Annotated in this window: 23 protein-coding genes; 21 read left to right on the top strand and 2 right to left on the bottom strand. The window is 65.6% G+C overall.

The genetic code is table 11. The features are described 5' to 3' along the window. The first annotated feature begins 54 nt into the window (after positions 1–54). The 13 genes from AABQ55_RS01080 (at position 55) to AABQ55_RS01020 (ending at position 13,905) form a co-directional block, all read left to right on the top strand. On the top strand, positions 55–588 hold the full coding sequence (locus AABQ55_RS01080) for a protease inhibitor Inh/omp19 family protein (RefSeq protein ID WP_244769320.1): 534 nt from the start codon (positions 55–57) through the stop codon (positions 586–588). Positions 589–626: 38 nt separating this feature from the next. Next, complete coding sequence (gene zapE / locus AABQ55_RS01075) at positions 627–1,820, top strand: cell division protein ZapE (protein ID WP_272806929.1); 1,194 nt, start codon at positions 627–629, stop codon at positions 1,818–1,820. A 166-nt stretch (positions 1,821–1,986) separates the two neighbouring features. Next, positions 1,987–2,949 carry a malate dehydrogenase gene (gene mdh / locus AABQ55_RS01070; RefSeq protein WP_244769322.1) on the top strand — a complete coding sequence of 321 codons (963 nt, stop codon included), beginning with the start codon at positions 1,987–1,989 and terminating at the stop codon, positions 2,947–2,949. 27 nt (positions 2,950–2,976) lie between these two features. Next, complete coding sequence (gene sucC, locus AABQ55_RS01065; protein ID WP_244769323.1) at positions 2,977–4,170, top strand: ADP-forming succinate--CoA ligase subunit beta; 1,194 nt, start codon at positions 2,977–2,979, stop codon at positions 4,168–4,170. A 17-nt stretch (positions 4,171–4,187) separates the two neighbouring features. Then, positions 4,188–5,090: a succinate--CoA ligase subunit alpha gene (gene sucD / locus AABQ55_RS01060; protein WP_244769324.1), complete on the top strand. Its 903-nt coding sequence runs from the start codon at positions 4,188–4,190 to the stop codon at positions 5,088–5,090. 135 nt (positions 5,091–5,225) lie between these two features. Then, entirely contained in the window at positions 5,226–8,222 is a 2,997-nt protein-coding gene (locus AABQ55_RS01055) for a 2-oxoglutarate dehydrogenase E1 component (protein ID WP_272806928.1), read from the top strand. Between the two features lie 106 nt (positions 8,223–8,328). Further along, positions 8,329–9,567: a 2-oxoglutarate dehydrogenase complex dihydrolipoyllysine-residue succinyltransferase gene (gene odhB / locus AABQ55_RS01050; protein WP_272806927.1), complete on the top strand. Its 1,239-nt coding sequence runs from the start codon at positions 8,329–8,331 to the stop codon at positions 9,565–9,567. Positions 9,568–9,579: 12 nt separating this feature from the next. Then, the gene (locus AABQ55_RS01045) at positions 9,580–10,011 is read left to right on the top strand and encodes an MAPEG family protein (protein ID WP_272806926.1); all 432 of its coding nucleotides are present in this window, start codon (positions 9,580–9,582) and stop codon (positions 10,009–10,011) included. Continuing rightward, entirely contained in the window at positions 10,008–10,652 is a 645-nt protein-coding gene (locus AABQ55_RS01040; protein ID WP_272806925.1) for a LysE family translocator, read from the top strand. Before AABQ55_RS01045 ends, AABQ55_RS01040 begins: the two co-directional genes overlap by 4 nt. Positions 10,653–10,655: 3 nt before the next feature. Then, complete coding sequence (locus AABQ55_RS01035) at positions 10,656–11,144, top strand: hypothetical protein (RefSeq protein WP_272806924.1); 489 nt, start codon at positions 10,656–10,658, stop codon at positions 11,142–11,144. Continuing rightward, positions 11,141–11,893, top strand: a complete 753-nt coding sequence (locus tag AABQ55_RS01030; protein ID WP_244769330.1) for an SDR family oxidoreductase — start codon at positions 11,141–11,143, stop codon at positions 11,891–11,893. The genes AABQ55_RS01035 and AABQ55_RS01030 overlap by 4 nt, the downstream gene beginning before the upstream one ends. Before the next feature lie 24 nt (positions 11,894–11,917). Next, on the top strand, positions 11,918–13,324 hold the full coding sequence (gene lpdA / locus AABQ55_RS01025; protein WP_272806923.1) for a dihydrolipoyl dehydrogenase: 1,407 nt from the start codon (positions 11,918–11,920) through the stop codon (positions 13,322–13,324). Positions 13,325–13,407: 83 nt separating this feature from the next. Then, positions 13,408–13,905, top strand: a complete 498-nt coding sequence (locus tag AABQ55_RS01020) for a DUF2867 domain-containing protein (RefSeq protein ID WP_272806922.1) — start codon at positions 13,408–13,410, stop codon at positions 13,903–13,905. Positions 13,906–13,908: 3 nt separating this feature from the next. On the opposite strand, the gene AABQ55_RS01015 is transcribed toward AABQ55_RS01020, so the two are convergent. Both AABQ55_RS01015 and AABQ55_RS01010 read right to left on the bottom strand, forming a co-directional pair. After that, positions 13,909–14,991, bottom strand: a complete 1,083-nt coding sequence (locus AABQ55_RS01015) for a TraB/GumN family protein (RefSeq protein ID WP_272806921.1) — start codon at positions 14,989–14,991, stop codon at positions 13,909–13,911. 181 nt (positions 14,992–15,172) lie between these two features. After that, positions 15,173–16,108: a tyrosine recombinase XerC gene (locus tag AABQ55_RS01010; RefSeq protein ID WP_272806920.1), complete on the bottom strand. Its 936-nt coding sequence runs from the start codon at positions 16,106–16,108 to the stop codon at positions 15,173–15,175. Positions 16,109–16,254: 146 nt separating this feature from the next. On the opposite strand from AABQ55_RS01010, the gene AABQ55_RS01005 reads away from it, so the two are divergent. The 8 genes from AABQ55_RS01005 (at position 16,255) to AABQ55_RS00970 (ending at position 25,556) form a co-directional block, all read left to right on the top strand. Further along, a complete protein-coding gene (locus tag AABQ55_RS01005; RefSeq protein WP_272806919.1) occupies positions 16,255–17,391 on the top strand; it encodes an AAA family ATPase in 1,137 nt (378 codons plus the stop codon). A 58-nt stretch (positions 17,392–17,449) separates the two neighbouring features. Continuing rightward, positions 17,450–19,654: a primosomal protein N' gene (locus tag AABQ55_RS01000; protein ID WP_272806918.1), complete on the top strand. Its 2,205-nt coding sequence runs from the start codon at positions 17,450–17,452 to the stop codon at positions 19,652–19,654. Between the two features lie 103 nt (positions 19,655–19,757). Next, entirely contained in the window at positions 19,758–20,141 is a 384-nt protein-coding gene (locus AABQ55_RS00995) for an AGROH133_08824 family phage infection protein (RefSeq protein WP_272806917.1), read from the top strand. A 261-nt stretch (positions 20,142–20,402) separates the two neighbouring features. Next, positions 20,403–20,969 carry a F0F1 ATP synthase subunit delta gene (locus AABQ55_RS00990; RefSeq protein WP_244769338.1) on the top strand — a complete coding sequence of 189 codons (567 nt, stop codon included), beginning with the start codon at positions 20,403–20,405 and terminating at the stop codon, positions 20,967–20,969. Continuing rightward, positions 20,969–22,498, top strand: coding sequence for a F0F1 ATP synthase subunit alpha (gene atpA / locus AABQ55_RS00985; protein WP_244769339.1), 1,530 nt, complete (start codon positions 20,969–20,971; stop codon positions 22,496–22,498). Before AABQ55_RS00990 ends, atpA begins: the two co-directional genes overlap by 1 nt. A 115-nt stretch (positions 22,499–22,613) precedes the next feature. Next, positions 22,614–23,495, top strand: a complete 882-nt coding sequence (locus AABQ55_RS00980; protein ID WP_272806916.1) for a F0F1 ATP synthase subunit gamma — start codon at positions 22,614–22,616, stop codon at positions 23,493–23,495. A gap of 26 nt (positions 23,496–23,521) precedes the next feature. Next, positions 23,522–25,051, top strand: coding sequence for a F0F1 ATP synthase subunit beta (gene atpD / locus AABQ55_RS00975; protein ID WP_272806915.1), 1,530 nt, complete (start codon positions 23,522–23,524; stop codon positions 25,049–25,051). A gap of 97 nt (positions 25,052–25,148) precedes the next feature. Then, the gene (locus tag AABQ55_RS00970) at positions 25,149–25,556 is read left to right on the top strand and encodes a F0F1 ATP synthase subunit epsilon (protein ID WP_272806914.1); all 408 of its coding nucleotides are present in this window, start codon (positions 25,149–25,151) and stop codon (positions 25,554–25,556) included. Positions 25,557–25,647: the final 91 nt, after the last annotated feature.

Here is a 25,647-nt window from a genome sequence, read left to right as displayed (position 1 = left end):
TCGGCGGGAATTGCTGCACGGCAGCAGTATCGGGCAGATATCGGGAGTAACGACATGCGGATTCACCATGTGGCAGGCGGGCTGATGATGGCGCTTGCTCTGGCCGGTTGCCAGCGAACCTCGATGGACAGCGTCAATACGCAGCAGAACATCACGCCGCTGGAGGCCCAGCCGATCGGCACCGTCTCCTCCAGCCAGTTGCCCGACCCCACGACCGACACCTCGCAGTTCCCGGAAAAGCCGGCGACCGACACGGCGATGGCGACGACGGGCACCGGAACGGGCGATACGGCAGCGGCGACGGCGCTCGACGTCACCAAGGAATCCATGGTCGGCAACTGGCGGGTGGCGAGCGGCCCGTCCTCCTGCGACATGTTCCTGACGCTCACCAATCTCGGCAGCGGCTCGCGCGGCGGCACGCGCGGTTGCGCGGGCGAACTGACGACGATGGGCTCCTGGGAGGTCGCCGGCAAGCAGGTCGTGCTGAAGGACCGCAACGGCAACGCCATCGCCCGGCTTTACAAGACGGCCGATGCCCGTTTCGACGGCTCGACCAATTCCGGCCAGCCCGTCAGCCTTTCACGCTGATCCCGTCCTTTCGACACCGACACGGATAAAAGCCGCCCATGGGCAAGGATTGGGACAGCGGGTCGACCCATCCGGATCACGGCGTTTCGGATAGGCTGCAGGCCCTTGTCGCGAGCGGCGAGCTGAAGCCGGATCCGGCGCAGAGGGCCATGGCCGCGCGCTTCGACAGGCTGCTGCTTGACCTTCACGCCCAGCGTCCGGCGCGCAAGTCGAGCGCGCTCGGCTGGCTCTTCGCCTCCCGCAAGCCCGCGACGGTCAGCGCCCCCAAGGGGCTCTACATCCATGGCGGCGTCGGGCGTGGCAAGACCATGCTGATGGACATGTTCTTCGAGCTGGCGCGGGTCAAGCGCAAGCGGCGGGCGCATTTCCATGAATTCATGGCCGATGTGCACGAGCGCATCCACAAGCACCGCCAGAAGCTGAAGGCCGGCGAGACGAAGCAGGCCGATCCCGTGCCGCCGGTGGCGGAAAGCCTCGTCGAGGAGGCGCGCCTCCTCTGCTTCGACGAGTTCTCCGTGACGGATATCGCCGATGCGATGATCCTGTCGCGTCTCTTCGGAGAGCTTTTCCAGCGCGGCTGCATCCTTGTTGCGACGTCCAATGTCGAGCCGGACAACCTCTACAGGGACGGCCTCAACCGCAGCCTCTTCCTGCCCTTCGTCGATCTCCTGAAGCGCCATGTCGAGATCGTGCCGCTCGATTCCCTGACCGACTATCGCATGGAGAAGGACAGCGGCCTGCCGGTGTTCCGCCATCCGCTCGGCGTCGAAGCCGACATGGCGATGGAGGCGGCCTGGCGGCGCGAGACCGTAGGCAGGCCGGCGGCGGCCAAGACGATTGCCTTCCGGGGCCGCAGCATCCCCGTGCCGCGGGCGGCGGGGCGCGTTGCGCGCTTCTCCTTCTCCGACCTTTGCGAAAAGCCGCTGGGCGCGGCCGACTATCTCGAAATCCTCGCGCATTACGACACGCTCTTCGTCGATCACATTCCCCTGCTCGGCGCGGAGAAGCGCAACGAGACGAAACGCTTCATCAATCTCGTCGACACGATCTACGATCATCGCGCGCGGCTCTTCGCCTCCGCGGCGGCGGCGCCGGAAAACCTGCTTGTCACCCGCAAGGGCACGGAAGGTTTCGAGTTCGACCGCACGGTCTCGCGCCTCATCGAGATCCGCAGCACGGAATATCTTGCCGATCACAAGGCCCGCTACGAAGAGGATGTGACGAAAGCGTGACGGAAATTCTTACGTTTACGTAAGATATTTTGTATCTAACCGATTGAAAAACTTCGATCCGAAAGTATGTGTTGAATTTTTAGGCGGACAAGCGTAAGCCCTTGCGCCGAAAGGTCCCGCAATTGCGACATTGGGGGCCTGTTGATCGGAGCAAGAGGAAGCTTTCATGGCCCGCAAGAAGATCGCACTTATTGGTTCTGGAATGATCGGTGGCACGCTGGCGCATCTGGCCGGCCTGAAGGAACTGGGCGACATCGTCCTCTTCGACATTGCCGACGGCATTCCGCAGGGCAAGGGCCTCGATATCGCCCAGTCCTCGCCGGTCGAGGGCTTCAACGCCTCGCTGACGGGCGCCAGCGATTACGCCGCCATCGAAGGCGCGGACGTCTGCATCGTCACCGCCGGCGTTGCCCGCAAGCCCGGCATGAGCCGCGACGATCTTCTCGGCATCAACCTCAAGGTCATGGAACAGGTCGGCGCCGGCATCAAGAAATATGCCCCGAACGCCTTCGTCATCTGCATCACCAACCCGCTCGACGCGATGGTCTGGGCGCTGCAGAAGTTCTCGGGCCTGCCGAAGAACATGGTCGTCGGCATGGCCGGCGTGCTGGACTCGGCCCGCTTCCGCCTCTTCCTCTCCGAAGAATTCAAGGTCTCCGTCCAGGACGTCACCGCCTTCGTTCTCGGCGGCCACGGCGACACGATGGTGCCGCTTGCCCGCTACTCCACGGTCGCCGGCATCCCGCTGACCGACCTCGTCAAGATGGGCTGGGTCACCAAGGAACGCCTGGAAGAAATCATCCAGCGCACCCGTGACGGCGGCGCCGAGATCGTCGGCCTGCTCAAGACCGGCTCGGCCTACTACGCCCCGGCCGCTTCGGCGATCGAGATGGCCGAGTCCTACCTGAAGGACAAGAAGCGTGTCCTGCCCTGCGCGGCCTATCTTTCAGGCCAGTACGGCGTGAAGGACATGTATGTCGGCGTACCCACCGTCATCGGCGCCGGCGGCGTCGAGCGTATCGTCGAGATCGACCTCAACAAGGCCGAGCAGGAAGCCTTCGACAAGTCCGTCGGCGCCGTTGCCGGCCTTTGCGAAGCCTGCATCAACATCGCGCCTTCGCTGAAGTAATCCCGGTATCCAGACAGGATTTTCCCCATGAACATTCATGAATATCAGGCCAAGGCTCTGCTCAAGAGCTTTGGCGCTCCGGTCGCCGAAGGCGTCGCGATCTTCTCCGCCGACGAGGCGGAGGCGGCTGCGAAGTCGCTTCCCGGCCCGCTCTACGTGGTCAAGAGCCAGATCCATGCAGGCGGCCGCGGCAAGGGCAAGTTCAAGGAGCTCGGTCCCGATGCCAAGGGCGGCGTCCGCCTCGCCTTCTCGGTGGAGGAAGCCAAGGCCCACGCCAAGGAAATGCTCGGCAACACGCTCGTCACCGCGCAGACCGGCGAGGCCGGCAAGCAGGTGAACCGCCTCTATATCGAGGACGGCGCCGACATCGACCGCGAACTCTATCTCTCGCTGCTCGTCGACCGTTCCGTCGGCCAGGTCGCCTTCGTCGTCTCGACGGAAGGCGGCATGGATATCGAGGCCGTCGCCCATGACACGCCGGAGAAGATCGTCACCGTCGCGATCAACCCGGAAACCGGCGTCACCGCCGACAACCTGGCGACGCTGACCGCAGCCCTGAAGCTCGAAGGCGAAGCCAAGGCCGACGCCGAAAAGCTCTTCCCGATCCTCTACAAGGCCTTCGTCGAGAAGGACATGAGCCTGCTCGAGATCAACCCGCTGATCGTCATGAAGAACGGCCGCATGCGCGTCCTCGACGCCAAGGTCTCCTTCGACGGCAACGCGCTGTTCCGCCACGACGACATCCGGGCGCTGCGCGACGAGACCGAAGAGGACGCCAAGGAGATCGAGGCTTCCAAGTGGGACCTCGCCTATGTGGCGCTTGACGGCAATATCGGCTGCATGGTCAACGGCGCGGGCCTTGCCATGGCGACGATGGACATCATCAAGCTCTACGGCAAGGAGCCGGCGAACTTCTGCGACGTCGGCGGCGGCGCGGGCAAGGAGAAGGTCGCGGCAGCCTTCAAGATCATCACGGCCGACCCGAAGGTCGAGGGCATCCTCGTCAACATCTTCGGCGGCATCATGAAGTGCGACGTCATCGCCGAAGGCGTGGTCGCAGCCGTGCAGGAAGTCGGCCTCAAGGTTCCGCTGGTCGTTCGTCTCGAAGGCACGAATGTCGAGCTTGGCAAGAAGATCCTGAACGAATCGGGCCTGGCGATCACCGCCGCCGACGATCTGGACGACGCCGCCAAGAAGATCGTTGCCGCGGTCAACGGCTAACTGAAGGACCTGACCTCATGTCGATTCTCGTCAACAAGAACACCAAGGTCCTCGTTCAGGGCCTGACCGGCAAGACCGGCACCTTCCACACCGAGCAGGCGCTCGCCTACTACGGCACGCAGATGGTCGGCGGCATCCACCCGAAGAAGGGCGGCGAAACCTGGACCGGCTCGAAGGGCGAAAGCCTGCCGATCTTCGCCTCCGTCGCCGAGGGCAAGGAAAAGACCGGCGCCGACGCCTCCGTGATCTACGTTCCGCCGGCAGGCGCCGCGGACGCGATCATCGAGGCGATCGATGCGGAAATCCCGTTCATCACCTGCATCACCGAGGGCATCCCGGTCGCCGACATGGTGCGCGTCAAGGCGCGCCTCGACCGTTCCTCCTCGCGCCTGCTCGGCCCGAACTGCCCGGGCATCCTGACGCCGGAAGAGTGCAAGATCGGCATCATGCCGGGCTCGATCTTCCGCAAGGGTTCGGTCGGCATCGTCTCGCGCTCCGGCACGCTGACCTATGAAGCCGTGTTCCAGACCTCCAACGAAGGCCTCGGCCAGACCACGGCCGTCGGTATCGGCGGCGACCCGGTCAAGGGCACCGAGTTCATCGACGTCCTGGAGATGTTCCTCGCCGACGACGCCACGACCTCGATCATCATGATCGGCGAAATCGGCGGCTCGGCCGAGGAAGATGCGGCGCAGTTCCTCATCGACGAGGCCAAGAAGGGCCGCAAGAAGCCGATGGCCGGCTTCATCGCGGGCCGCACGGCCCCGAAGGGCCGCACCATGGGCCATGCCGGCGCCGTCGTTTCCGGCGGCAAGGGCGATGCGGAATCCAAGATCGCGGCGATGGAGGCGGCGGGCATCCGCGTTTCGCCTTCGCCGGCCCGTCTCGGCAAGACGCTGGTCGAAGTCCTCAAGGGCTGAGAAACGAAAATGGGGTGGGCCGGCTGAAAATGCCGGCCGATCCGTCTCTTCCCGGCGTCATGCCGGGCGGCAAGCCGGGGGAAAGCCCGGTCAACACGATCGTTCGGGAGGCGGGCGCGGCGCCCGCGAAACACCATGGCACGACAAGACGCCAACGAACAATTCCTGGCCACGTCCTTCCTCGACGGGGCGAACGCAGCCTATATCGAGCAGCTCTACGCGAAGTACGAGGCCGATCCCGCCTCGCTCGGCGAGGAATGGCGGGCCTTCTTCAAGGCCCTCGAAGACCAGCCCTCCGACATCGTGAAGGCCGCGAAGGGCGCCTCGTGGAAGCGCGCGAACTGGCCGATTGCCGCCAATGGCGAGCTCGTTTCGGCGCTCGACGGCAACTGGGGCGTGGTCGAGAAGGTGCTGGAGAAGAAGGTGCAGGCGAAGGCCGAGGCCGTCGCCGCCCAGACCGGCGCGCCCGTCAACCAGGCCGACGTCAACCAGGCGACGCGCGATAGCGTGCGCGCCATCATGATGATCCGCGCCTACCGCGCGCGCGGCCACCTGCACGCCAAGCTCGACCCGCTCGGCCTTGCCGTTCCCGTCGAGGATTATAACGAGCTCTCGCCCTCGAACTACGGTTTCGAGGAGAAGGATCTCGACCGCAAGATCTTCATCGACAACGTGCTTGGCCTCGAATATGCGAGCGTGCGCGAAATGGTCGAGATCCTGGAGCGCACCTATTGTTCGACGATCGGCGTCGAGTTCATGCATATCTCCAACCCGGAAGAGAAGGGCTGGATCCAGGAGCGCATCGAAGGCCCGGACAAGGGCGTCGACTTCACGCCCGAGGGCAAGAAGGCGATCCTGCAGAAGCTGATCGAGGCGGAAGGCTTCGAGCAGTTCATCGACGTCAAGTACAAGGGCACCAAGCGCTTCGGCCTCGACGGCGGCGAATCCCTCATCCCGGCGCTGGAGCAGATCATCAAGCGCGGCGGCCAGCTCGGCCTGAAGGAAATCGTGCTCGGCATGGCCCACCGCGGCCGCCTCAACGTGCTCACCAACGTGATGGCAAAGCCCCACCGCGCCGTCTTCCACGAATTCAAGGGCGGCTCCTACGCGCCGGACGACGTGGAAGGTTCGGGCGACGTGAAGTACCACCTCGGCGCTTCCTCGGACCGCGAGTTCGACGGCAACAAGGTGCACCTGTCGCTGACCGCCAACCCCTCGCACCTTGAAATCGTCAACCCGGTCGTCATGGGCAAGGCCCGCGCCAAGCAGGACCAGATGGCGACGGTCTTCGAGGGCGACATCATCCCGCTGCGCGAGCGTGTCAAGGTCATGCCGCTGCTCTTGCATGGCGATGCGGCCTTCGCGGGCCAGGGCGTCGTTGCCGAAATCCTCGGCCTTTCGGGCCTGCGCGGCCACCGCGTCGCCGGCACGGTGCATGTCATCATCAACAACCAGATCGGCTTCACCACCAACCCGGCCTTCTCGCGCTCCTCGCCCTATCCGTCGGATGTGGCGAAGATGATCGAGGCGCCGATCTTCCATGTGAACGGCGATGATCCGGAAGCGGTGACCTACGCGGCCAAGGTTGCGACCGAATTCCGCATGAAGTTCCACAAGCCGGTCGTTCTCGACATCTTCTGCTACCGCCGCTTCGGTCACAACGAAGGCGACGAGCCGGCGTTCACGCAGCCGAAGATGTACAAGGCGATCCGCGCCCACAAGACCGTGGTCAACCTCTACGGTGCGCGCCTTATTGCCGAGGGCGTGATCAGCGAGGGCGAATTCGAGAAGATGAAGGCCGACTGGCGCGCCAACCTCGAGACGGAATTCGAGATCGGCCAGTCCTACAAGCCGAACAAGGCCGACTGGCTGGACGGCGTCTGGTCGGGCCTGCGCTCGGCCGACAACCAGGACGAACAGCGCCGCGGCAAGACGTCCGTGCCGATGAAGCAGCTCAAGGAGGTCGGCCGCAAGATCGCGACGATCCCGGAAGGCTTCAAGGCCCACAAGACCATCCAGCGGTTCATGGACAACCGCATGCAGATGGTCGAGACGGGCGAGGGCATCGACTGGGCGATGGCGGAAGCGCTCGCTTTCGGCACGCTCTGCGTCGAGGGCACGAAGATCCGCCTTTCCGGCCAGGATTGCGAACGCGGCACCTTCTCGCAGCGCCACTCGGTGCTCTACGATCAGGAGACCGAGGATCGCTACATCCCGCTCGCCAACCTCTCGCCGACCCAGGCGCGCTACGAGGTCATCAACTCGATGCTCTCGGAAGAAGCGGTGCTCGGTTTCGAATACGGCTATTCGCTGGCCCGTCCGAACGCGCTGACCCTCTGGGAAGCCCAGTTCGGCGACTTCGCCAACGGCGCGCAGGTCGTCTTCGACCAGTTCATCTCTTCGGGCGAGCGCAAGTGGCTGCGCATGTCCGGCCTCGTCTGCCTCCTGCCGCACGGCTATGAGGGCCAGGGTCCGGAGCACTCCTCCGCCCGCCTCGAGCGCTGGCTGCAGATGTGCGCCGAGGACAACATGCAGGTCGCCAATGTCACGACGCCGGCGAACTACTTCCACATCCTGCGCCGCCAGGTGAAGCGCGACTTCCGCAAGCCGCTGATCATGATGACGCCGAAGTCCCTGCTGCGCCACAAGCGCGCCGTCTCCTCGCTTTCGGAAATGGCGGGCGAAAGCTCGTTCCACCGCCTGCTCTGGGACGATGCCGAGGTCATCAAGGACGGCCCGATCAAGCTGCAGAAGGACGCCAAGATCCGTCGCGTCGTGATGTGCTCGGGCAAGGTCTACTACGACCTCCTCGAAGAGCGCGAGAAACGCGGCATCGACGACGTCTACCTCCTGCGCCTGGAACAGCTCTATCCGTTCCCGGCCAAGGCGCTGATCAACGAATTGTCGCGCTTCCGCAATGCCGAGATGGTCTGGTGCCAGGAAGAGCCCAAGAACATGGGCGCCTGGGCCTTCATCGACCCCTATCTCGAATGGGTGCTCGCCCATATCGACGCCAAGTACCAGCGTGTGCGCTATACCGGCCGTCCGGCCGCCGCCTCGCCGGCGACGGGCCTGATGTCGAAGCACCTTGCGCAGCTCGCCGCCTTCCTCGAAGACGCGCTGGGCGGTTGATCCGCCCGGCAGTTTTTCGCGCAATTCCGGACGGAAAACCGCTTCACACTTTTCCTGGAATTGCTTCAGTAACCGCGACAAAGATATAACGAACGGAACTCAACTCATGGCTACCGAAATCCGCGTCCCGACTCTGGGCGAATCCGTCAGCGAAGCGACCGTCGGCACCTGGTTCAAGAAGGTCGGCGACGTCATCAAGGCCGACGAGCCGCTCTGTGAGCTCGAAACCGACAAGGTGACGATCGAAGTGCCGGCGCCGGCCGCCGGCGTGCTGTCGGAAATCACCGCCGCTGCCGGCGACACGGTCGCCCCGGGCGGCCTGCTCGGCCAGATCTCCGAAGGCGCATCCGCCGGTGCCGCGGCGCCGGCCGCCGCCGAAAAGGTGGAGAAGGCCGCTGCTGCCGCGCCCGCCGCCGAGGCCAAGCCCGCTGCCGGTGCCTCGGCCATGCCGGCCGCTCCGGCCGCTGCCAAGATGCTCGCCGAAAACAACCTCTCGGCCGATCAGGTCGACGGGTCCGGCAAGCGCGGCCAGGTGCTGAAGGGCGACGTCATCGCCGCCGTCGCCAAGGGCATCACGGCCTCCACGGCCGCTGCCGCCGAGCCGGCCAAGGTCGTCGCCCGCGCGCCGTCCTCCGAGGCCGATGCGCCGCGCGAAGAGCGCGTGAAGATGACGCGCCTGCGCCAGACGATCGCCAAGCGCCTGAAGGACGCCCAGAACACCGCAGCCATGCTGACCACCTACAACGAGGTGGACATGTCGGCCGTGATGGACCTGCGCAACCGCTACAAGGACCTCTTCGAGAAGAAGCACGGCGTCAAGCTCGGCTTCATGGGCTTCTTCACCAAGGCCGTCACCCACGCGCTGAAGGAGCTGCCGGCGGTCAATGCCGAGATCGACGGCACGGACATCATCTACAAGAACTACTGCCACATCGGCGTCGCCGTCGGCACGGACAAGGGCCTCGTCGTCCCGGTCGTGCGCGATGCCGACCAGATGGGCATTGCCGCGATCGAGAAGGAAATCGGCCGCCTCGGCAAGGCTGCCCGGGACGGCGAACTCTCCATGGCCGACATGCAGGGCGGCACCTTCACCATCTCGAACGGCGGCGTCTACGGTTCGCTGATGTCCTCGCCGATCCTCAACGCCCCGCAATCCGGCATCCTCGGCATGCACAAGATCCAGGAGCGTCCGGTCGTCGTCGGTGGCCAGATCGTCATCCGCCCGATGATGTATCTCGCGCTCTCCTACGACCACCGCATCGTCGACGGCAAGGAAGCCGTGACCTTCCTCGTGCGCGTCAAGGACAGCCTGGAAGATCCGGAACGCCTCGTTCTCGATCTCTGAGCGGAGACCCCCATGGAGGCGGCAGCGTCAGCGTCTTCGCCCATGCTCGTGCTTCTGGCATTGAGCGTGGCGCTGCTCGTCTTCCATATCGGGCTCCAGGGCATGCTCTCGACACGGGAGCTTGGCTCCGTCTGGAATGCCGGCCCGCGCGATGAGCCGCGGCAGCCGGCCGGCCTGGTCGCCGGACGCGCCGCGCGCGCGTCGGCGAATTTCCGGGAGACCTATCCGGCCTTCGTCGCGCTCGCCCTGGCGCTTGCCATCGCGGGCGACCCGGCGGGCTGGGGGCTTGCCGGCGCATGGTTGTGGTTCGTCGCCCGGCTCGTCTATCTTCCGCTCTATCTTGCAGGCGTACCCTATATCCGCTCGCTCGTCTGGACCGTCGCTTTGGTGGGGCTCGCGGTCATGGCGGGCGCGATCATCCTCCAGGAGGCAGGCATTCCATGAGCAACTATCTCCTCGAACTCGCCTCGCTGATGGCGATCTTCGCCTTCGCCATCGTCTCGCCCGGCGCGGATCTCGCCATGGTGATGCGCCAGTCGATCGTGCATGGGCGGCGTGCGGCGATCGTCACGTCCTTCGGCATCGGCACGTCGCTGATGTTCCATGTCGCCTACACGATCCTCGGCCTCGGCCTCCTCATTTCCCAGTCGATCTACCTCTTCAACATCGTGAAGTGGTGCGGCGTCGCCTATCTCGTCTACATCGGCATCAAGGCGCTCAGGGCCGGCAAGGCCGACATTTCCGTCGAGACGGTGAAGGGCGGCGAAGACGGCAAGGGCGGGCAATCGGCATTGCGCGCCTTCGGCCTCGGCTTCCTCGCCAATGCGCTGAACCCCAAGCCGGTCTTCTTCTTCCTGTCGATTTTCTCCACGGTCGTCAGCGCCCATACGCCGATCGCCATCAAGTTCGGCTACGGCCTCGTCATGGCCACCTGCCTCATCGTCTGGTTCGTCGGCGTCTCGCTCTTCATGACGACGCCGAAGATGCGTGCGGCCTTCGCGCGCATGAGCCAGTGGATAGACCGGGCGAGCGGCCTCGTCTTCATCGCCCTCGGCATCAAGCTCGCCACGGAAAAGGCCCACTGAGCGATGCGCGCCGTCCTCGTCCTTGCCGGATTTCTTGCCGCAACCGCCGCCTCGGCGGCGGAGTGCCGGCAGGACCGCGCGCGCTATGCGGATCGCGACGGGGCCTATGAGCTCACCTTCGAGCCTGTCGGTTCCGACGCGGCCGCGACGAGCCATCATTTCAAGCTGAAGATCCTGGCGAGCGGCGTGGTGCTCGACGGTGTCGTCATGCCGGGCGATCCCGCCCGCTCGAACGGCATGGTCATGCACGATTGCCCCGAAGGCGACGTGACCGGCGAGGAGATCGCCGCCTGTACCGTCTGGGAGGGCGTGATCTACGCGCTCGACGGCGCCGGCGATGCCGGCCTCCTGCCGGAGGAGGGGGCTGCGGCGGCCGAAACCCTGCTTCTTTCCGGCTTCGGGCCGTCGGTGCGCTATTCGACGCTGTGGGACGACGGCAAGGCGACCGTGGCGCCCTGGGACGTCTTCAGGCGGAAAGGATGCGCGCCATGACGGAGGCTCCCGTTCTTCTCGTCACCGGCGGCAGCCGCGGCATCGGCGCCAGCGTCTGCCGCATGGCGGGTGCCGCCGGCTGGCAGGTCGCTGTGAACTATGCCGCCAATCGCGACGCGGCCGAGGCCGTTGTCGGCGACATCCGGGCGCTCGGCGGCTCGGCGATCCCGGTCGGCGGCGATGTCGGGACGGAACTCGGCCTCGCCTCCATCTTCTCCGCCATCGACGGCACGTTCGGCCGGCTCGACGGGCTCGTCAACAATGCGGGCATCATCGCGCTGCCGCAGCGCGTCGACGAGATGTCCGCCGAGCGTCTGGAGCGCATGTTCGCCGTCAACGTGATGGGCTCGATCCGCTGCGCCCAGGAGGCCGTCCGCCGCATGTCGACGCGCCACGGCGGCAAGGGCGGTTCCATCGTCAACATCTCGTCGGTCGCCGCCCTCCTCGGCGCTGCCGGCCAATATGTCGACTATGCCGCCAGCAAGGGCGCCATCGAGAGTTTCACCGTCGGCCTCGCGCGCGAGGTCGCCGCGGAGGGCGTGCGCGTCAATCTCGTGCGCCCCGGCATCATCGATACCGACATCCACGCTTCCGGCGGCCTGCCGGACCGGGCGCGCGACATGGCGTCGCTCATCCCGATGCAGCGGCCGGGCACGGCCGATGAAGTCGCCCATTCCATTCTCTATCTTCTCTCCGATGCGGCGTCCTATGTGACGGGTGCCGCCCTCAACGTCAGCGGCGGGCGCTAGCCCCCCGCGCAGGAAGGACTTGTCATGGCATATGATCTCATCGTTATCGGTTCCGGCCCCGGCGGCTATGTCTGCGCCATCAAGGCGGCCCAGCTCGGCCTCAAGGTCGCGGTCGTCGAAAAGCGGGCCACCTATGGCGGCACCTGCCTCAATGTCGGCTGCATCCCCTCCAAGGCGCTGCTGCATGCCTCCGAGACCTACAGCCATGCCGCCCACGGTCTGGACGCGCTCGGCATCGAGGGCGTCAAGCCGGTGCTGAACCTTTCCAAGATGATGGGGCACAAGGATGCGACGGTGAAGTCGAATGTCGACGGCGTCGCCTTCCTCTTCAAGAAGAACAAGATCGACGGCATCCAGGGCACCGGCAAGGTGCTCGGCGCGGGCAAGGTCTCCGTCACCAACGACAAGGGCGAGGAACAGGTCCTCGAGACGAAGAACATCGTCATCGCCACGGGCTCCGACGTCGCCGGCATTCCGGGCGTCCCGGTCGAGATCGACGAGACGGTCATCGTCTCCTCCACCGGCGGCATCGCGCTCGACAAGGTGCCGGGCCACCTCATCGTCGTCGGCGGCGGCGTCATCGGCCTCGAGCTCGGCTCCGTCTGGGCCCGCCTCGGCGCCAAGGTCACCGTGGTCGAATATCTCGACACCATCCTCGGCGGCATGGATGGCGATGTCTCCAAGCAGTTCCAGCGCATGCTGGTCAAGCAGGGCATGGAGTTCAAGCTCGGTGCCAAGGTGACGGGCGTCGAGAAGGCGGGTTCCGGCGCCAAGGTGACCTTCGAGCCGGTCAAGGGCGGCGAGGCCGCCACGATCGAAGCCGACGTCGTGCTGATCGCCACCGGCCGCAAGCCCTATACCGACGGCCTCGGCCTCAAGGACGCCGGCGTCGCGCTGGACAATCGCGGCCGTGTCGAGATCGACAACCACTTCCAGACCAACGTCGCCGGCATCTATGCCATCGGCGACGTGGTGCGCGGCCCGATGCTCGCCCACAAGGCGGAAGACGAGGGTGTCGCCGTTGCCGAAATCCTCGTGGGCCAGGCCGGCCACGTGAACTACGACGTCATTCCGAGCGTCGTCTACACGCAGCCGGAAGTCGCCTCCGTCGGCAAGACGGAAGAGGAACTGAAGGCCGCGGGCATCGCCTACAAGGCCGGCAAGTTCCCCTTCACCGCCAACGGCCGCGCCCGCGCCATGCTGGCGACGGACGGCTTCGTCAAGGTGCTGGCGGACAAGGAGACGGACCGCGTGCTCGGCGTGCACATCGTCGGCTTCGGCGCCGGCGAGATGATCCACGAGGCGGCCGTGCTGATGGAATTCGGCGGCTCCTCCGAAGACCTCGGCCGCACCTGCCACGCGCACCCGACCATGTCGGAAGCCGTCAAGGAAGCCGCGCTCGCGACCTTCTTCAAGCCGATCCACATGTGATCCGGTCAGGCGGCTGCGACAACCGGCCGCCTGTCTTCGCCCGGCGAAGAGGCGCACCATGGAGGCCTTAAAGGATGGCCTTCATGTCCCCCGTTTCGAGACCGGTCTCGCTTCCGCATCCGCTTCTGCCTGCCGCCGACTGGGCGGATCGCTTCACGCTGGGCCTGCCCGTCGACAACCTCACGGCGCGCGAGGCGGCGCGGCTGGCGCTCGAACACCCGCCGGCCTGGGTGCGCCGGCTCATGGCGCTGCGCAATGCGCTCGTCCGGCCGTTCGGCCTGAAAGGGGCGGCCGGGAAGGTCGTGCCGTCGGAGACGGAGATCGGCGGCTTTCCGATTGTCAGCGCGAGCGACGACCGGGTTGTGCTCGGCTTCGACGACAGGCATCTCAATTTCCGCATCGTCATCGATGTCCGGCGGGACCGGCCGAGCGGCCAGACGCTCAGCGTGATGACGCTCGTCCACCGCAACAACCTGCTCGGCCGGCTTTATCTTGCCGCCGTCATGCCGTTCCACAAGCTGATCGTCCGCACCATGCTGGCCGGTATCGGCCGCAGGATTTCACGCACGCGGGAGCCATGAGGCTCAGGGCACGACGGTGACGGTGAAGCCCTGCTTGCGCAGCAGCTCCACGACCCCTTCCGGGCCGGCAAGATGCAATGCGCCGACCGCGACGAAGACGTTGCCGCCGGCGAGGATCGGCGCGGCGCGCTCCGCCATCGTGTGGTTGCGGTCGATGATGATGCGCTGCTCGAAATCGGCATAGGCCTCGGCGTCCGCGTCCGTCTCGGGCGCGGCGGCGCGCATCATCGGCATGATCATGCCGGTATCGCCGGAAAGATAGAGCTGGCTCATCGTCTCGATGACGTCCTTCAGCGTGTCGCCGAGTTCCAGGGTCTGGACGAGGCCCTGGACCTGCGGTTCGAGCGGCAGGGAATCGAGGGCGGAAATCTGCTCGACGAGCGTTTCCAAACCCTTCAGCGTCTTGCCCTCGGCAAGCGCGTCCTTGGCGAGGCGCTGGTCGAGGAAGGCGGCGCCGGCCGTCTTGCGGGCGATCTCGCAGGCCGGCAGCGCCACGAAGCTCGCGATCATCCAAGGCTTCATGCGGCCGACCGCGGCGAGCGAGAGCCCGCGGCGCTTCAGGCCTTCGGCCAGTTTCTCTGCGCCCTCCTCGTCGAGGAAGTCGGTGATGGACCTGCCGTCGGTGAACATGGTGAGGTCGGGACGGGTGAGCATCGCCGCGCCGGCCTTCTTCTCGTCCGCGATCTCGTCTGATTCGACCACGATCGTTGCGGCTTCGGCAAAGGCGGTGCGTGCCGCCTCCGGCATGGCGAGCACGCGCGGGTCCGTCACATGCATGGTGCCGAGCAGCCAGGAGGCGGGCTGGCTGTCCTTCTCAATCTTCCAGAAGATGCCCTTGCCGTTCGGCACGCCATCGGCCTCGGCCCGCAGTTTGGCATAGCCGGCCGGATCGTCCTTTTCGAATTTTTCCAGGAGATTGATGCCGCCGCAGACGGGCGGCTCCTGCGCGCTAGCCGGCGAGAGGGCGGCAAGCACGAAGAGGAAGGAGAGCGCGACCAGCACATGGATGGCGGCCAGCCCCCAGAGGCCGGCATCGGCCAGCCGGTCGGCAAGCGCCGGGCGCTGTCTGCGAAGAAGGACTGTCATGGTCGAACTCCCTGTCTTTTCGGCAGCCCTGAAACGCGTCGCGATCCTCTGGATTCGCCCCCTGCGCTTCAGGGCCTTGATTTTACGCCTGTCGTTCTCGCAAAACCGCTGGGCACTTTTGTGTGCGACAAGCTCTAGTCCGGTTGCCCTCACAATCCCTTAACGTGCTACGCCTCGGGCCTCATGCCCGCGGATGGGCGCGGTCGTAGATTTCGAGCAGCCGGGCGGAATCGACGCCGGTATAGACCTGCGTGGTGGAAAGGCTGGCATGGCCGAGCAGTTCCTGGATGGTGCGCAGGTCCCCTCCGCCGGCCAGCAGGTGCGTGGCGAAGGAATGGCGCAGCGCATGGGGCGTCGCGCTGTCCGGCAGGCCGAGGGCACCGCGCAGCTTCTGCATCTCGCGCTGGATGATTGCCGGTTGCAAAGGGCCGCCTCGCGCGCCGCGGAAGAGCGGCTTGTCCTCCGCAAGCGGGAAGGGGCAGAGCTTTATGTAGTCCTCGACGCCGGCAAGGGCCGGGGCGATCAGCGGCACAATGCGGGTCTTGTCGCCCTTGCCGGTGATGCGCAGCGCGGTCGGCGCGCCGGCGAAATCGGCCGGCGTCAGCGACAGCGCCTCGGAAATGCGCAGGCCGCAGCCGTAGAGGAGGGTCAGGACAGCGGCGTTGCGCAGGCGGATCCACGGTTCCTCGGCCAGTTGTTCATGGGCATCGACGACGGCGATCGCCTGCCGGTCGGAGAGCGGCTTCGGCAGCGATTTCGGCTGTTTCGGCGAGCGCACCGCCGAAGCGCCGGCGGCATTGGCGAGGCCCTTGCGCTCCAGGTGGCGCAGGAACGAACGCAGGCCCGCAAGGCCGCGGCTGAGCGTGCGCGCACCCGCGCCGTCGCGGCGCCGGGCGGCGAGGAAGCCGCGCAGGTCCGCCGGCCGCAGGTCGCCGATGTCCTTGAGGCGCGCCGGGGCGGCAAGGTGCTGCGTCAGGAAGGCGAGGAACTGGCGGGTGTCGCGCTCATAAGCGTCCAGCGTGTTGTCGGAAAGCCGCCGTTCTTCCGCGAGCGCGGCGAGCCAGCCCTGGCGCTCGGCCATCAGTGTCGGGTCGGCGATGATGAGGAGATCGGTCATGTCCTGCCCTTTGGCGTTTGCCGGAGCATGGGCGATTTCCGCTTAAGGTTTTGCTAACGTTCCCGTCGAGGCCGGGCAAAGCGGCCCGCCTTCCTCTCGACACGGTGGCTGGTATAGAGAGGGTCTTCCTCCATTGCGGGACCATCATGCTTTTGCGTTCCATGTCTGCCGAAAACTACCGTTCGCTGCGCTCGATCCGCATGGATCTCGGGCGTGTGAACCTGTTCGTCGGCGAGAACGGAGCGGGGAAATCGAACCTCTACCGCTCGCTCCAGCTGGTCCAGGCCGCGGTGCGCGGTAGCTTCGCCCATGAGATCGCGGCGGAAGGCGGCATGGCCTCGGCGCTCTGGACGGGCAGGCGGCGGGCGAACGAGCCGGTGCGCATCCGCCTCGAGACCGAACTTCTCGACGAGGACCGTGCGATCACCTTCCGCTACCGCGTGGAGGCCGTCCAGCGCCCGCCGAAAGCCGCCGCGGGCTTTGCCTTCGAGCCGCAGGTCAAGGCGGAGGAACTGACCATCGAGACCGGGCGGCGACCGGTGACGGTGATGAAGCGCGCCGGGCCGGGCATCATGGTGCGCGACGAGACCGGCCGCATGGTCGAGCATCCAGAACAGGCGCTGACCTCGGAGACGGCCATCGCTCTGCTCGGCGATGCCGGGCACTATCCGGAGATCGGCACCTTCCGTCGCGCCGTCTCGCAATGGCGCTTCTTCCATGGTTTCCGCTCCGACCGCGATTCGGCCCTGCGCCAGCCCTGCCTTGCCGTCACCGCGCCGCTGCTCGATCAGGACGGGGCGAACATGGCCGCCGTCTTTGCGACGCTCACCTGGACGCGCGAGGATACGCTCGATCTCGACCGGGCGGTGGCGGACGCGTTCGGCGGGGCGCGGCTTTCCGTGCCGGAGCCGGAGGAGTTCGCCTCCTACGGGCTGGTGTTCCCACAGTTTCCCCAGCGCGTCTTCCAGCCGCGCGAGCTTTCGGACGGGCAGATCCGCTTCCTGGCGCTCGCCGCGGCCCTTCTCTCCTATCGCACGCCGCCGCTGATCGCGCTCAACGAGCCGGAAGCAAGCCTCCATCCGGACATGCTGGCACCGCTTGCCGACATGATTGCGCGGGCCGCGCAGTCGAGCCAGCTCTGGATCGTCACCCATTCCGAGCGGCTGGCGCAGGAGGTGGAGACACGCTGCGGCGTGCGTGCGAAGCGCGTCGTGCGCAATGACGGGGCGACCTGGATCGACGGCATGCGGCTGACGGGCGAAATGGCCGGGGACGACGAATGAGGACGGCGGCGATCTTTGCGGTTTTCTTCGCGTCGCGGCGGGGGCATCTTCGCGCCTGATGACCAGCGATTCGACCGACCTTTTCGGGGAAAAACTTTTTCCGCGCACGGTGCCCGTGATGGTGCCGGTGCCGACGCCCTTGCCCTATTCCTATTCGGTGCCGGAGGGCATGGCGGTGGAGCCGGGCTCGATCGTGCAGGTGCCGCTCGGGCCGCGGCTGGTGCCGGGCGTCGTCTGGGACGGCGGCGATGACGGCAAGGTCGATCCGAAGAAGCTGCGGCCGATCGAGAAGGTGTTCGACTGCCCGCCGCTTTCCAGGGAGATGCGCGATTTCCTCGACTGGGTCTCCGCTTACACGGTGACGCCGCCGGGCCTCGTCGCCCGCATGGCGCTGCGTGCACCCACCGCCTTCGATCCCGAACCGATGATCGAGGGGCTGCGCTTCACCGGCCACCGGCCGGAGCGGCTGACGAGTGCGCGCGAGCGCGTGCTGGAACTGGTCGAGGGCGGCATACCGTGGACGCGGTCCGGCCTTGCGCATGCCTCCGGCACCTCGACCAGCGTCATCGACGGGCTGGTGAAGCAGGGCACGTTCGAGACGGTCTTCCTGCCGCCGCCGCCGGTGGTGGCGGCGCCGGACCCCGATTACGTTGCGCCGCGGCTCGAAGGGCCGCAGACGGAGAGTGCGGCGGAACTGGTCGAGAGCGTGCGGAAGGGCGAATTCTCCGTCTCGCTGATCGACGGCATCACCGGATCGGGCAAGACGGAGGTCTATTTCGAGGCGATCGCCGAGACCTTGCGGCAGGGCCGGCAGGTTCTGATCCTCCTGCCGGAAATTGCGCTGACGGCGAGTTTTCTGGAGCGGTTCCAGGATCGTTTCGGCGCCAAGCCGGCCGAATGGCATTCCGATCTCGCCCCGCGCATCCGCGAAAAGGTCTGGCGGCAGGTGACGACGGGGGATGTCCGGGTCGTGGCCGGCGCGCGCTCGGCGCTCTTCCTGCCGTTCGAAAATCTCGGCCTCGTCATCGTCGATGAGGAGCACGACCCGGCCTACAAGCAGGAAGACCGCGTCTTCTACAATGCGCGCGACATGGCGGTGGTCAGGGCGCGCATCGGCGACTTTCCGGCCGTGCTGGTCTCGGCGACGCCTTCGGTGGAAAGCCGGGTCAACAGCGATGTCGGCCGCTATCGCAAACTGCACCTGCCGACGCGCTACGGCGATGCGGCGCTGCCGGACCTGCATCTCGTCGACATGCGGCGGCACCCGCCGGCCCGCGGCGGCTTCCTGTCGCCCGTCATGCTGCGCGGCATCCAGCGCACCATCGAGAAGGGTGAGCAGGCGCTGCTCTTCCTCAACCGTCGCGGCTATGCGCCGTTGACGCTCTGCCGCGTCTGCGGCCATCGCTTCCAGTGCCCGCAATGTTCAAGCTGGTTGGTCGAGCACCGGTTCCGCGGGCAGATCCAGTGCCACCATTGCGGCTATGCCGAGCGCACGCCCGAAGCCTGCCCGGAATGCGGCACCTTCGACCACCTCGCCGCCTGCGGCCCGGGGGTGGAGCGCATCGCGGAGGAGGTGGAGCGGCATTTTCCCGAGGCGCGCACCATCGTGCTCTCCTCCGACCTGATGGGCGTGAAGCGGCTCAGGCTGGAGCTGGAGGCGATCGCCCGCGGCGAGGCGGATATCGTCATCGGCACGCAGCTCGTCGCCAAGGGGCACAATTTCCCGCTGATGTCGCTGGTCGGCGTGGTGGATGCGGATCTCGGGCTTTCCAACGGCGATCCACGGGCGGCCGAACGGACCTTCCAGCTGCTTTCGCAGGTGACGGGGCGTGCCGGGCGCTCGGGCCTGAAGAGCCACGGCCTCATCCAGACCTACCAGCCGGCCCATCCCGTCATGCAGGCCATCGTCTCCGGCGATGCGACGGCGTTCTATGACCGCGAGATCGGCGAGCGGGAGAAGGCATTGCTGCCGCCGTTCGGCCGGCTCGCCTCGGTCATCGTCTCGGCCGATACGCGCGGCGAGGCGGAGGCGCATGCGCGGGGGCTGCGGCAGGCAGCACCGCAGGTCTCCGGCATCTCGATCCTCGGTCCGGCGGAGGCGCCGCTGGCGCTGATCCGCGGCCGCCACCGCTTCCGCCTCCTGGTGCATGGCCGGCGGGGCAGTGACATGCAGGCCTTCCTGCGCGCCATGCTGGCCAACGGGCCTAAGGAGCGGGCCTCGCTGCAGGTGCAGCTCGACATCGATCCGCAGAGTTTCCTCTGACATGGGTGGTTAACAAAGAGTTGTGCGAACTTTCCCGGTGCGCTTCTGCCCGTCGCGGGCCTGTGCGATAGAGGGCGGCGGGCAGGCAAGGAGAGACGCCGAGATGGAATTCTACATCCCCACCGAGACGGGCGAGCTCCTGGCGTTCTGCGCCGCCATCGCGACCGTGCTCTTCGGCCTCTTCGCCCTCTTTGCGCCCGGCACGGCCTTGAAGCTCGCCGGGCTCCAGATCCGGGACGGCACGCGGGAAGGATATGCCTTCGCCCGCTCGGCCGGTGGCTTTTATGCGGGGATCGCCATCGTCGCGCTGCTGATGGCGCAGAGCTGGATCTACATGGCCATCGGCGGCGGTTTCGCGCTGGCTGCGTTCGGCCGCATCCTGTCGCTGATGTCGGACGGTTCCTTCACGCTCAAGAACCTTGCCGTGCTCGGCGCGCAGGCGGTGCTTGCCGCACTGCCGCTCGGCTACGCCTTCGGCTTCCTGTGACCGGAAAACCGGCTTCCGGCCTCCATAAACACCAGAACAGAGTGCGCGCAGGCAACTTTTGCCCCGACTGTGGCCGACTTATGGCGCATTCCTGCGTCCGGCGTGTTGCGAGTCCCGGTTTCGTATGCTAGACGAACCGCGAAATTCAGAAAAAGCGGGCGCCAAAGCCTGTAGGGACTGAAGATTACCGCAACGATTTCAATTGGTTAGGACCGTAGCTTCGCTACTGCCCGACCTCTTGAATGAAAAGAAGAGAAGCTTGTGCCCGTGGCAGACACATCCCAGCTTGTTTCCGGTGTTGCAGAAAGATACGCGTCTTCGCTTTTCGACCTCGCTCAGGAAGCCGGTTCGGCTGACAGTGTCGGTGCCGATCTTGCCCGTTTCCAGGCACTGATCGACGAAAGCGACGACCTGAAGCGGCTGATCCTCAGCCCCGTCTTCTCCGCCGAAGATCAGACCAAGGCCATTGCCGCCGTTGCCGCCAAGGCCGGCATCACGGGTCTCGTGGCAAACTTCCTCAAGGTGGTTGCGTCAAATCGCCGCCTCTTCGCCGTCCCCGGCATGATCAAGGCCTACCGCGCCATCGCGGCCCGCGCCCGCGGCGAAATCACGGCCGATGTCACCTCGGCCCATGCGCTGACCGCAGCGCAGGAAACAGAATTGAAGGCGGCGCTGAAAGGCGTCACCGGCAAAGACGTGGCGATCGCCGTCACCGTCGACCCGTCCATTCTCGGTGGTCTGATCGTCAAGGTCGGGTCCCGCCAGATCGACACCTCCCTTCGCACCAAACTCTCTACCCTTAAGCTTGCACTGAAAGAGGTCGGCTGATGGATATCCGCGCCGCGGAAATTTCCGCAATTCTCAAAGATCAGATCAAAAATTTCGGCAAAGAGGCGGAAGTCTCGGAAGTCGGCCAGGTGCTCTCCGTCGGTGACGGCATCGCCCGCGTTTACGGCCTCGACAATGTCCAGGCCGGTGAAATGGTGGAGTTCCCCGGCGGCATCCGCGGCATGGCGCTGAACCTGGAAAGCGACAATGTCGGCGTCGTTATCTTCGGTTCCGACCGTGACATCAAGGAAGGCGACACCGTCAAGCGCACCGGCGCCATCGTGGACGTGCCGGTCGGCCCGGAACTGCTCGGCCGCGTCGTCGACGCGCTCGGCAACCCGATCGACGGCAAAGGCCCGATCAATGCCAAGCAGCGCGCCCGCGTTGACGTCAAGGCTCCGGGCATCATCCCGCGCAAGTCGGTGCATGAGCCGATGTCGACCGGCCTCAAGGCCATCGACGCCCTCATCCCGGTCGGTCGCGGCCAGCGCGAGCTGGTCATCGGCGACCGCCAGACCGGCAAGACCGCCATCATCCTGGACACGATCCTGAACCAGAAGGCGATCCACGACAACGGCCCGGACGGCGACAAGCTGTACTGCGTCTATGTCGCCATCGGCCAGAAACGTTCGACCGTAGCCCAGTTCGTGAAGGTGCTCGAAGAGCGCGGCGCGCTGCAGTACTCGATTATCGTTGCTGCAACCGCCTCCGACCCGGCCCCGATGCAGTATCTCGCACCGTTCGCCGGCTGCGCGATGGGCGAATATTTCCGCGACAACGGCATGCATGCCCTCATCGGCTACGACGACCTGTCCAAGCAGGCCGTTTCCTACCGCCAGATGTCGCTGCTGCTGCGCCGCCCGCCGGGCCGCGAAGCCTATCCGGGCGACGTCTTCTACCTGCATTCGCGTCTGCTGGAACGCGCGGCAAAGCTCAACGACGAGATGGGCGCTGGCTCGCTGACGGCCCTGCCGGTCATCGAAACCCAGGGCAACGACGTTTCGGCGTTCATCCCGACCAACGTGATCTCGATCACCGACGGCCAGATCTTCCTTGAAACGGACCTGTTCTACCAGGGTATCCGCCCGGCCGTTAACGTCGGTCTGTCGGTGTCCCGCGTGGGCTCCTCCGCACAGATCAAGGCGATGAAGCAGGTCGCCGGCTCGATCAAGGGCGAGCTTGCCCAGTATCGCGAAATGGCCGCCTTCGCCCAGTTCGGCTCGGACCTCGATGCCGCAACGCAGCGCCTGCTCAACCGCGGTGCACGCCTGACCGAACTCCTGAAGCAGCCGCAGTTCTCGCCGCTGAAGACGGAAGAGCAGGTCGTCGTGATCTTCGCCGGCGTCAACGGCTATCTCGACAAGCTGCCGGTCGCCCAGGTCGGCAAGTTCGAGCAGGGCCTGCTCGGCTACATGCGCTCCGAGGGCAAGGCGATCCTTGATACGATCCGCACCGAAAAGGCGATCAGCGACGACACCAAGGGCAAGCTCAAGGCTGCTCTCGATGCCTTCGCCAAGAGCTTCGGCTGAGACCTAACGGTTCGAGCCCTGCGCGCCGCCGGCGCGCAGGCAGCCCGGGAACTTTGATTGACGCATGATCCGCTGAGGAGACCTCTCCCGGATCGTGTTACAGGACGGAAAACGGATGCCTTCACTTAAGGATCTGAAAAACCGGATCGCCTCCGTCAAGGCGACGCAGAAGATCACCAAGGCGATGAAGATGGTCGCCGCGGCAAAGCTTCGGCGTGCCCAGGAAGCGGCCGAGGCCGCCCGGCCCTATTCGCAGCGCATGAGCGCCGTTCTCGCCAACATCGCCCAGGCCGTCGGCCAGGACGATTCGGCGCCGCGTCTGATGACCGGCACGGGCAAGGACCAAGTTCACCTGCTCGTCGTCTGCACGGCCGAACGCGGCCTGTGCGGCGGCTTCAACTCGCAGATCGCGCGCCTTGCGCGTGACCACACCCGCAAGCTTCTGGCGAGCGGCAAGACGGTCAAGATCATCTGCGTGGGCAAGAAGGGTTTCGATATCCTGCGCCGTGAATTCGCGTCGCTGATCATCGACCGCGTCGATCTGCGCGAAGTCAAGCGCATCGGCTTTGCCAATGCAGACCAGATCGGCCACAAGGTCATCGGCCTGTTCGAGCAGGGCGAATTCGACGTCTGCACGCTGTTCTATTCCGAGTTCAAGTCGGTCATCTCGCAGATCCCGACCGCGCTCCAGCTCATCCCGGCCTCCGCTCCGGTGGTCGCTGCCGAGACGACAGGTGCCAACGCGATCTACGACTACGAGCCGGATGCCGGCGCGATCCTCGGGGACCTCATCCCGCGCAACATTTCCGTCCAGATCTTCCGGGCCCTGCTCGAGAACGTCGCCGGCGAAATGGGCGCCAAGATGAGCGCCATGGACAACGCGACCCGCAATGCTGGTGAGATGATCAACAAGCTGACGCTCAACTACAACCGTCAGCGCCAGGCTCAGATCACCAAGGAACTCATCGAAATCATCTCGGGCGCTGAAGCGCTCTAAGGACCAGGACAAAGAGGGTAAGAGACATGGCTAAGGCAGCTACCCCGAAGGAAACCGCCGCAGTGGAAAAGAAGCCGGCAGCGCGCAAGCCGGCAGCGAAGACTGCTGCTGCAACCAAGGCGGCGGCTCCGGTCGCAGCCCGCGCGACCGGTCGCGTTACCCAGGTTATCGGCGCCGTCGTTGACGTCGCCTTCGACGGCGACCTGCCGCTCATCCTGAACGCGCTGGAAACCGACAACAACGGCAACCGCCTCGTTCTCGAAGTCGCTCAGCACCTCGGCGAAAACACGGTTCGCACGATCGCCATGGACTCGACCGAAGGTCTCGTCCGCGGCCAGCCCGTGACCGACACCGGCGCCCCGATCTCCGTTCCGGTCGGCGACGAGACGCTCGGCCGCATCATGAATGTCATCGGCGAGCCCGTCGACGAAGCCGGCCCGCTCGTCACCAAGGCGAAGCGCGCCATCCACCAGGATGCTCCGGCCTATGTCGAGCAGTCCACGGAAGCGCAGATCCTCGTCACCGGCATCAAGGTCGTCGACCTGCTGGCGCCCTACGCGAAGGGCGGCAAGATCGGCCTCTTCGGCGGCGCAGGCGTCGGCAAGACCGTTCTCATCATGGAACTGATCAACAACGTCGCCAAGGCGCACGGTGGTTACTCGGTGTTCGCGGGCGTCGGTGAACGTACCCGCGAAGGCAACGACCTCTACCACGAGATGATCGAATCGGGCGTGAACAAGCACGGCGGCGGCGAAGGCTCCAAGGCTGCCCTCGTCTACGGCCAGATGAACGAACCGCCGGGTGCCCGCGCGCGCGTTGCGCTGACGGGTCTGACGATCGCCGAAGACTTCCGCGACAAGGGCCAGGACGTTCTGTTCTTCGTCGACAACATCTTCCGCTTCACGCAGGCCGGTTCCGAAGTGTCGGCTCTGCTCGGCCGCATCCCGTCGGCCGTGGGCTATCAGCCGACGCTCGCCACCGACATGGGCGCGATGCAGGAACGCATCACCACCACGACCAAGGGCTCGATCACCTCGGTCCAGGCCATCTACGTTCCGGCCGACGACTTGACCGACCCGGCGCCGGCAACCTCGTTCGCCCACCTGGACGCAACGACCGTTCTGTCGCGCTCGATCGCCGAAAAGGGCATCTACCCGGCCGTGGATCCGCTCGACTCGACCTCGCGCATGCTCGACCCGATGGTTGTCGGCGAAGAGCACTACGAAGTCGCCCGCAAGGTCCAGACGACCCTGCAGCGCTACAAGGCGCTGCAGGACATCATCGCCATCCTCGGCATGGACGAACTGTCGGAAGACGACAAGCTGGCCGTTGCCCGCGCCCGCAAGATCGAGCGCTTCCTGTCCCAGCCGTTCTTCGTGGCCGAAGTCTTCACCGGCTCGCCGGGCAAGCTCGTCGCGCTCGAAGACACGATCAAGGGCTTCAAGGGCCTCGTCAACGGCGAGTACGACCACCTGCCGGAAGCTGCCTTCTACATGGTCGGCTCCATGGAAGAAGCCGTCGAGAAGGCCAAGAAGCTGGCTGCCGAAGCGGCTTAACAGCGAATAGGAAATAGGGAGTAGCGAATAGGGAAAATGCGAACCTCGAATACGAATTCTATTCGCTATTCGCTATTCGCTATTCGCTAAGATGGTCATGGCAACAGAATTCAACTTTGAACTCGTTTCCCCCGAGCGCCTGCTGGTTTCCGGCAGCGTCAGCGAGGTCGTCATCCCGGCGACCGAGGGCGAGATGACCGTCATGGCCAACCACGCGCCGACCATGACGACGATCAAGCCGGGTATCGTCACCGTGAAGTTCGCGGACGGCAAGAAGGACCGCTACGTGGTCTTCGGCGGGTTCGCCGACATCGTCCCGACAGGCTGCACGCTGCTGGCCGAATCGGCCGTGCACGTCGACGACTTCAAGAACGAAGACATCGTTCGCCGCATCGAAGCCGCCCGTGCCGAGCTGAGCCATGCCAAGTCGGACGACCAGAAGTTCGGCATAGAGACCTATCTCGCCGAACTCACCACGCTGCAGGGTATCGTCGTACCGGCCTGATCGCGGTACGCGTTTGCGCCTGCCAAACCCGCCGTTCCGGCGGGTTTTTTGTTGCCTTCATTTCACTGCTTGCGAAGAAGGTCCTCTTTAC

The sequence above is a fragment of the Shinella sp. WSD5-1 genome, assembly GCF_963942435.1.
GTDB classification, from domain to species: Bacteria; Pseudomonadota; Alphaproteobacteria; order Rhizobiales; family Rhizobiaceae; genus Shinella; species Shinella yambaruensis.
This window is presented reverse-complemented; position numbering and strand designations above follow the sequence as displayed.

What these genes read in the sequence shown, in the direction of transcription:
- odhB (WP_272806927.1), top strand. Translation starts at nt 8,329, where the DNA reads ATGGCTACCGAAATCCGCGTCCCGACTCTGGGCGAATCCGTCAGCGAA.
- AABQ55_RS01055 (WP_272806928.1), top strand. Translation starts at nt 5,226, where the DNA reads ATGGCACGACAAGACGCCAACGAACAATTCCTGGCCACGTCCTTCCTC.
- sucC (WP_244769323.1), top strand. Translation starts at nt 2,977, where the DNA reads ATGAACATTCATGAATATCAGGCCAAGGCTCTGCTCAAGAGCTTTGGC.
- AABQ55_RS00970 (WP_272806914.1), top strand. Translation starts at nt 25,149, where the DNA reads ATGGCAACAGAATTCAACTTTGAACTCGTTTCCCCCGAGCGCCTGCTG.
- mdh (WP_244769322.1), top strand. Translation starts at nt 1,987, where the DNA reads ATGGCCCGCAAGAAGATCGCACTTATTGGTTCTGGAATGATCGGTGGC.
- atpD (WP_272806915.1), top strand. Translation starts at nt 23,522, where the DNA reads ATGGCTAAGGCAGCTACCCCGAAGGAAACCGCCGCAGTGGAAAAGAAG.
- AABQ55_RS00995 (WP_272806917.1), top strand. Translation starts at nt 19,758, where the DNA reads ATGGAATTCTACATCCCCACCGAGACGGGCGAGCTCCTGGCGTTCTGC.
- AABQ55_RS01045 (WP_272806926.1), top strand. Translation starts at nt 9,580, where the DNA reads ATGGAGGCGGCAGCGTCAGCGTCTTCGCCCATGCTCGTGCTTCTGGCA.
- AABQ55_RS01040 (WP_272806925.1), top strand. Translation starts at nt 10,008, where the DNA reads ATGAGCAACTATCTCCTCGAACTCGCCTCGCTGATGGCGATCTTCGCC.
- lpdA (WP_272806923.1), top strand. Translation starts at nt 11,918, where the DNA reads ATGGCATATGATCTCATCGTTATCGGTTCCGGCCCCGGCGGCTATGTC.
- AABQ55_RS01000 (WP_272806918.1), top strand. Translation starts at nt 17,450, where the DNA reads ATGACCAGCGATTCGACCGACCTTTTCGGGGAAAAACTTTTTCCGCGC.
- AABQ55_RS01030 (WP_244769330.1), top strand. Translation starts at nt 11,141, where the DNA reads ATGACGGAGGCTCCCGTTCTTCTCGTCACCGGCGGCAGCCGCGGCATC.
- AABQ55_RS01015 (WP_272806921.1), bottom strand. Translation starts at nt 14,991, where the DNA reads ATGACAGTCCTTCTTCGCAGACAGCGCCCGGCGCTTGCCGACCGGCTG.
- zapE (WP_272806929.1), top strand. Translation starts at nt 627, where the DNA reads ATGGGCAAGGATTGGGACAGCGGGTCGACCCATCCGGATCACGGCGTT.
- atpA (WP_244769339.1), top strand. Translation starts at nt 20,969, where the DNA reads ATGGATATCCGCGCCGCGGAAATTTCCGCAATTCTCAAAGATCAGATC.
- AABQ55_RS00980 (WP_272806916.1), top strand. Translation starts at nt 22,614, where the DNA reads ATGCCTTCACTTAAGGATCTGAAAAACCGGATCGCCTCCGTCAAGGCG.
- AABQ55_RS01080 (WP_244769320.1), top strand. Translation starts at nt 55, where the DNA reads ATGCGGATTCACCATGTGGCAGGCGGGCTGATGATGGCGCTTGCTCTG.
- AABQ55_RS01035 (WP_272806924.1), top strand. Translation starts at nt 10,656, where the DNA reads ATGCGCGCCGTCCTCGTCCTTGCCGGATTTCTTGCCGCAACCGCCGCC.
- AABQ55_RS01010 (WP_272806920.1), bottom strand. Translation starts at nt 16,108, where the DNA reads ATGACCGATCTCCTCATCATCGCCGACCCGACACTGATGGCCGAGCGC.
- sucD (WP_244769324.1), top strand. Translation starts at nt 4,188, where the DNA reads ATGTCGATTCTCGTCAACAAGAACACCAAGGTCCTCGTTCAGGGCCTG.
- AABQ55_RS01005 (WP_272806919.1), top strand. Translation starts at nt 16,255, where the DNA reads ATGCTTTTGCGTTCCATGTCTGCCGAAAACTACCGTTCGCTGCGCTCG.
- AABQ55_RS01020 (WP_272806922.1), top strand. Translation starts at nt 13,408, where the DNA reads ATGTCCCCCGTTTCGAGACCGGTCTCGCTTCCGCATCCGCTTCTGCCT.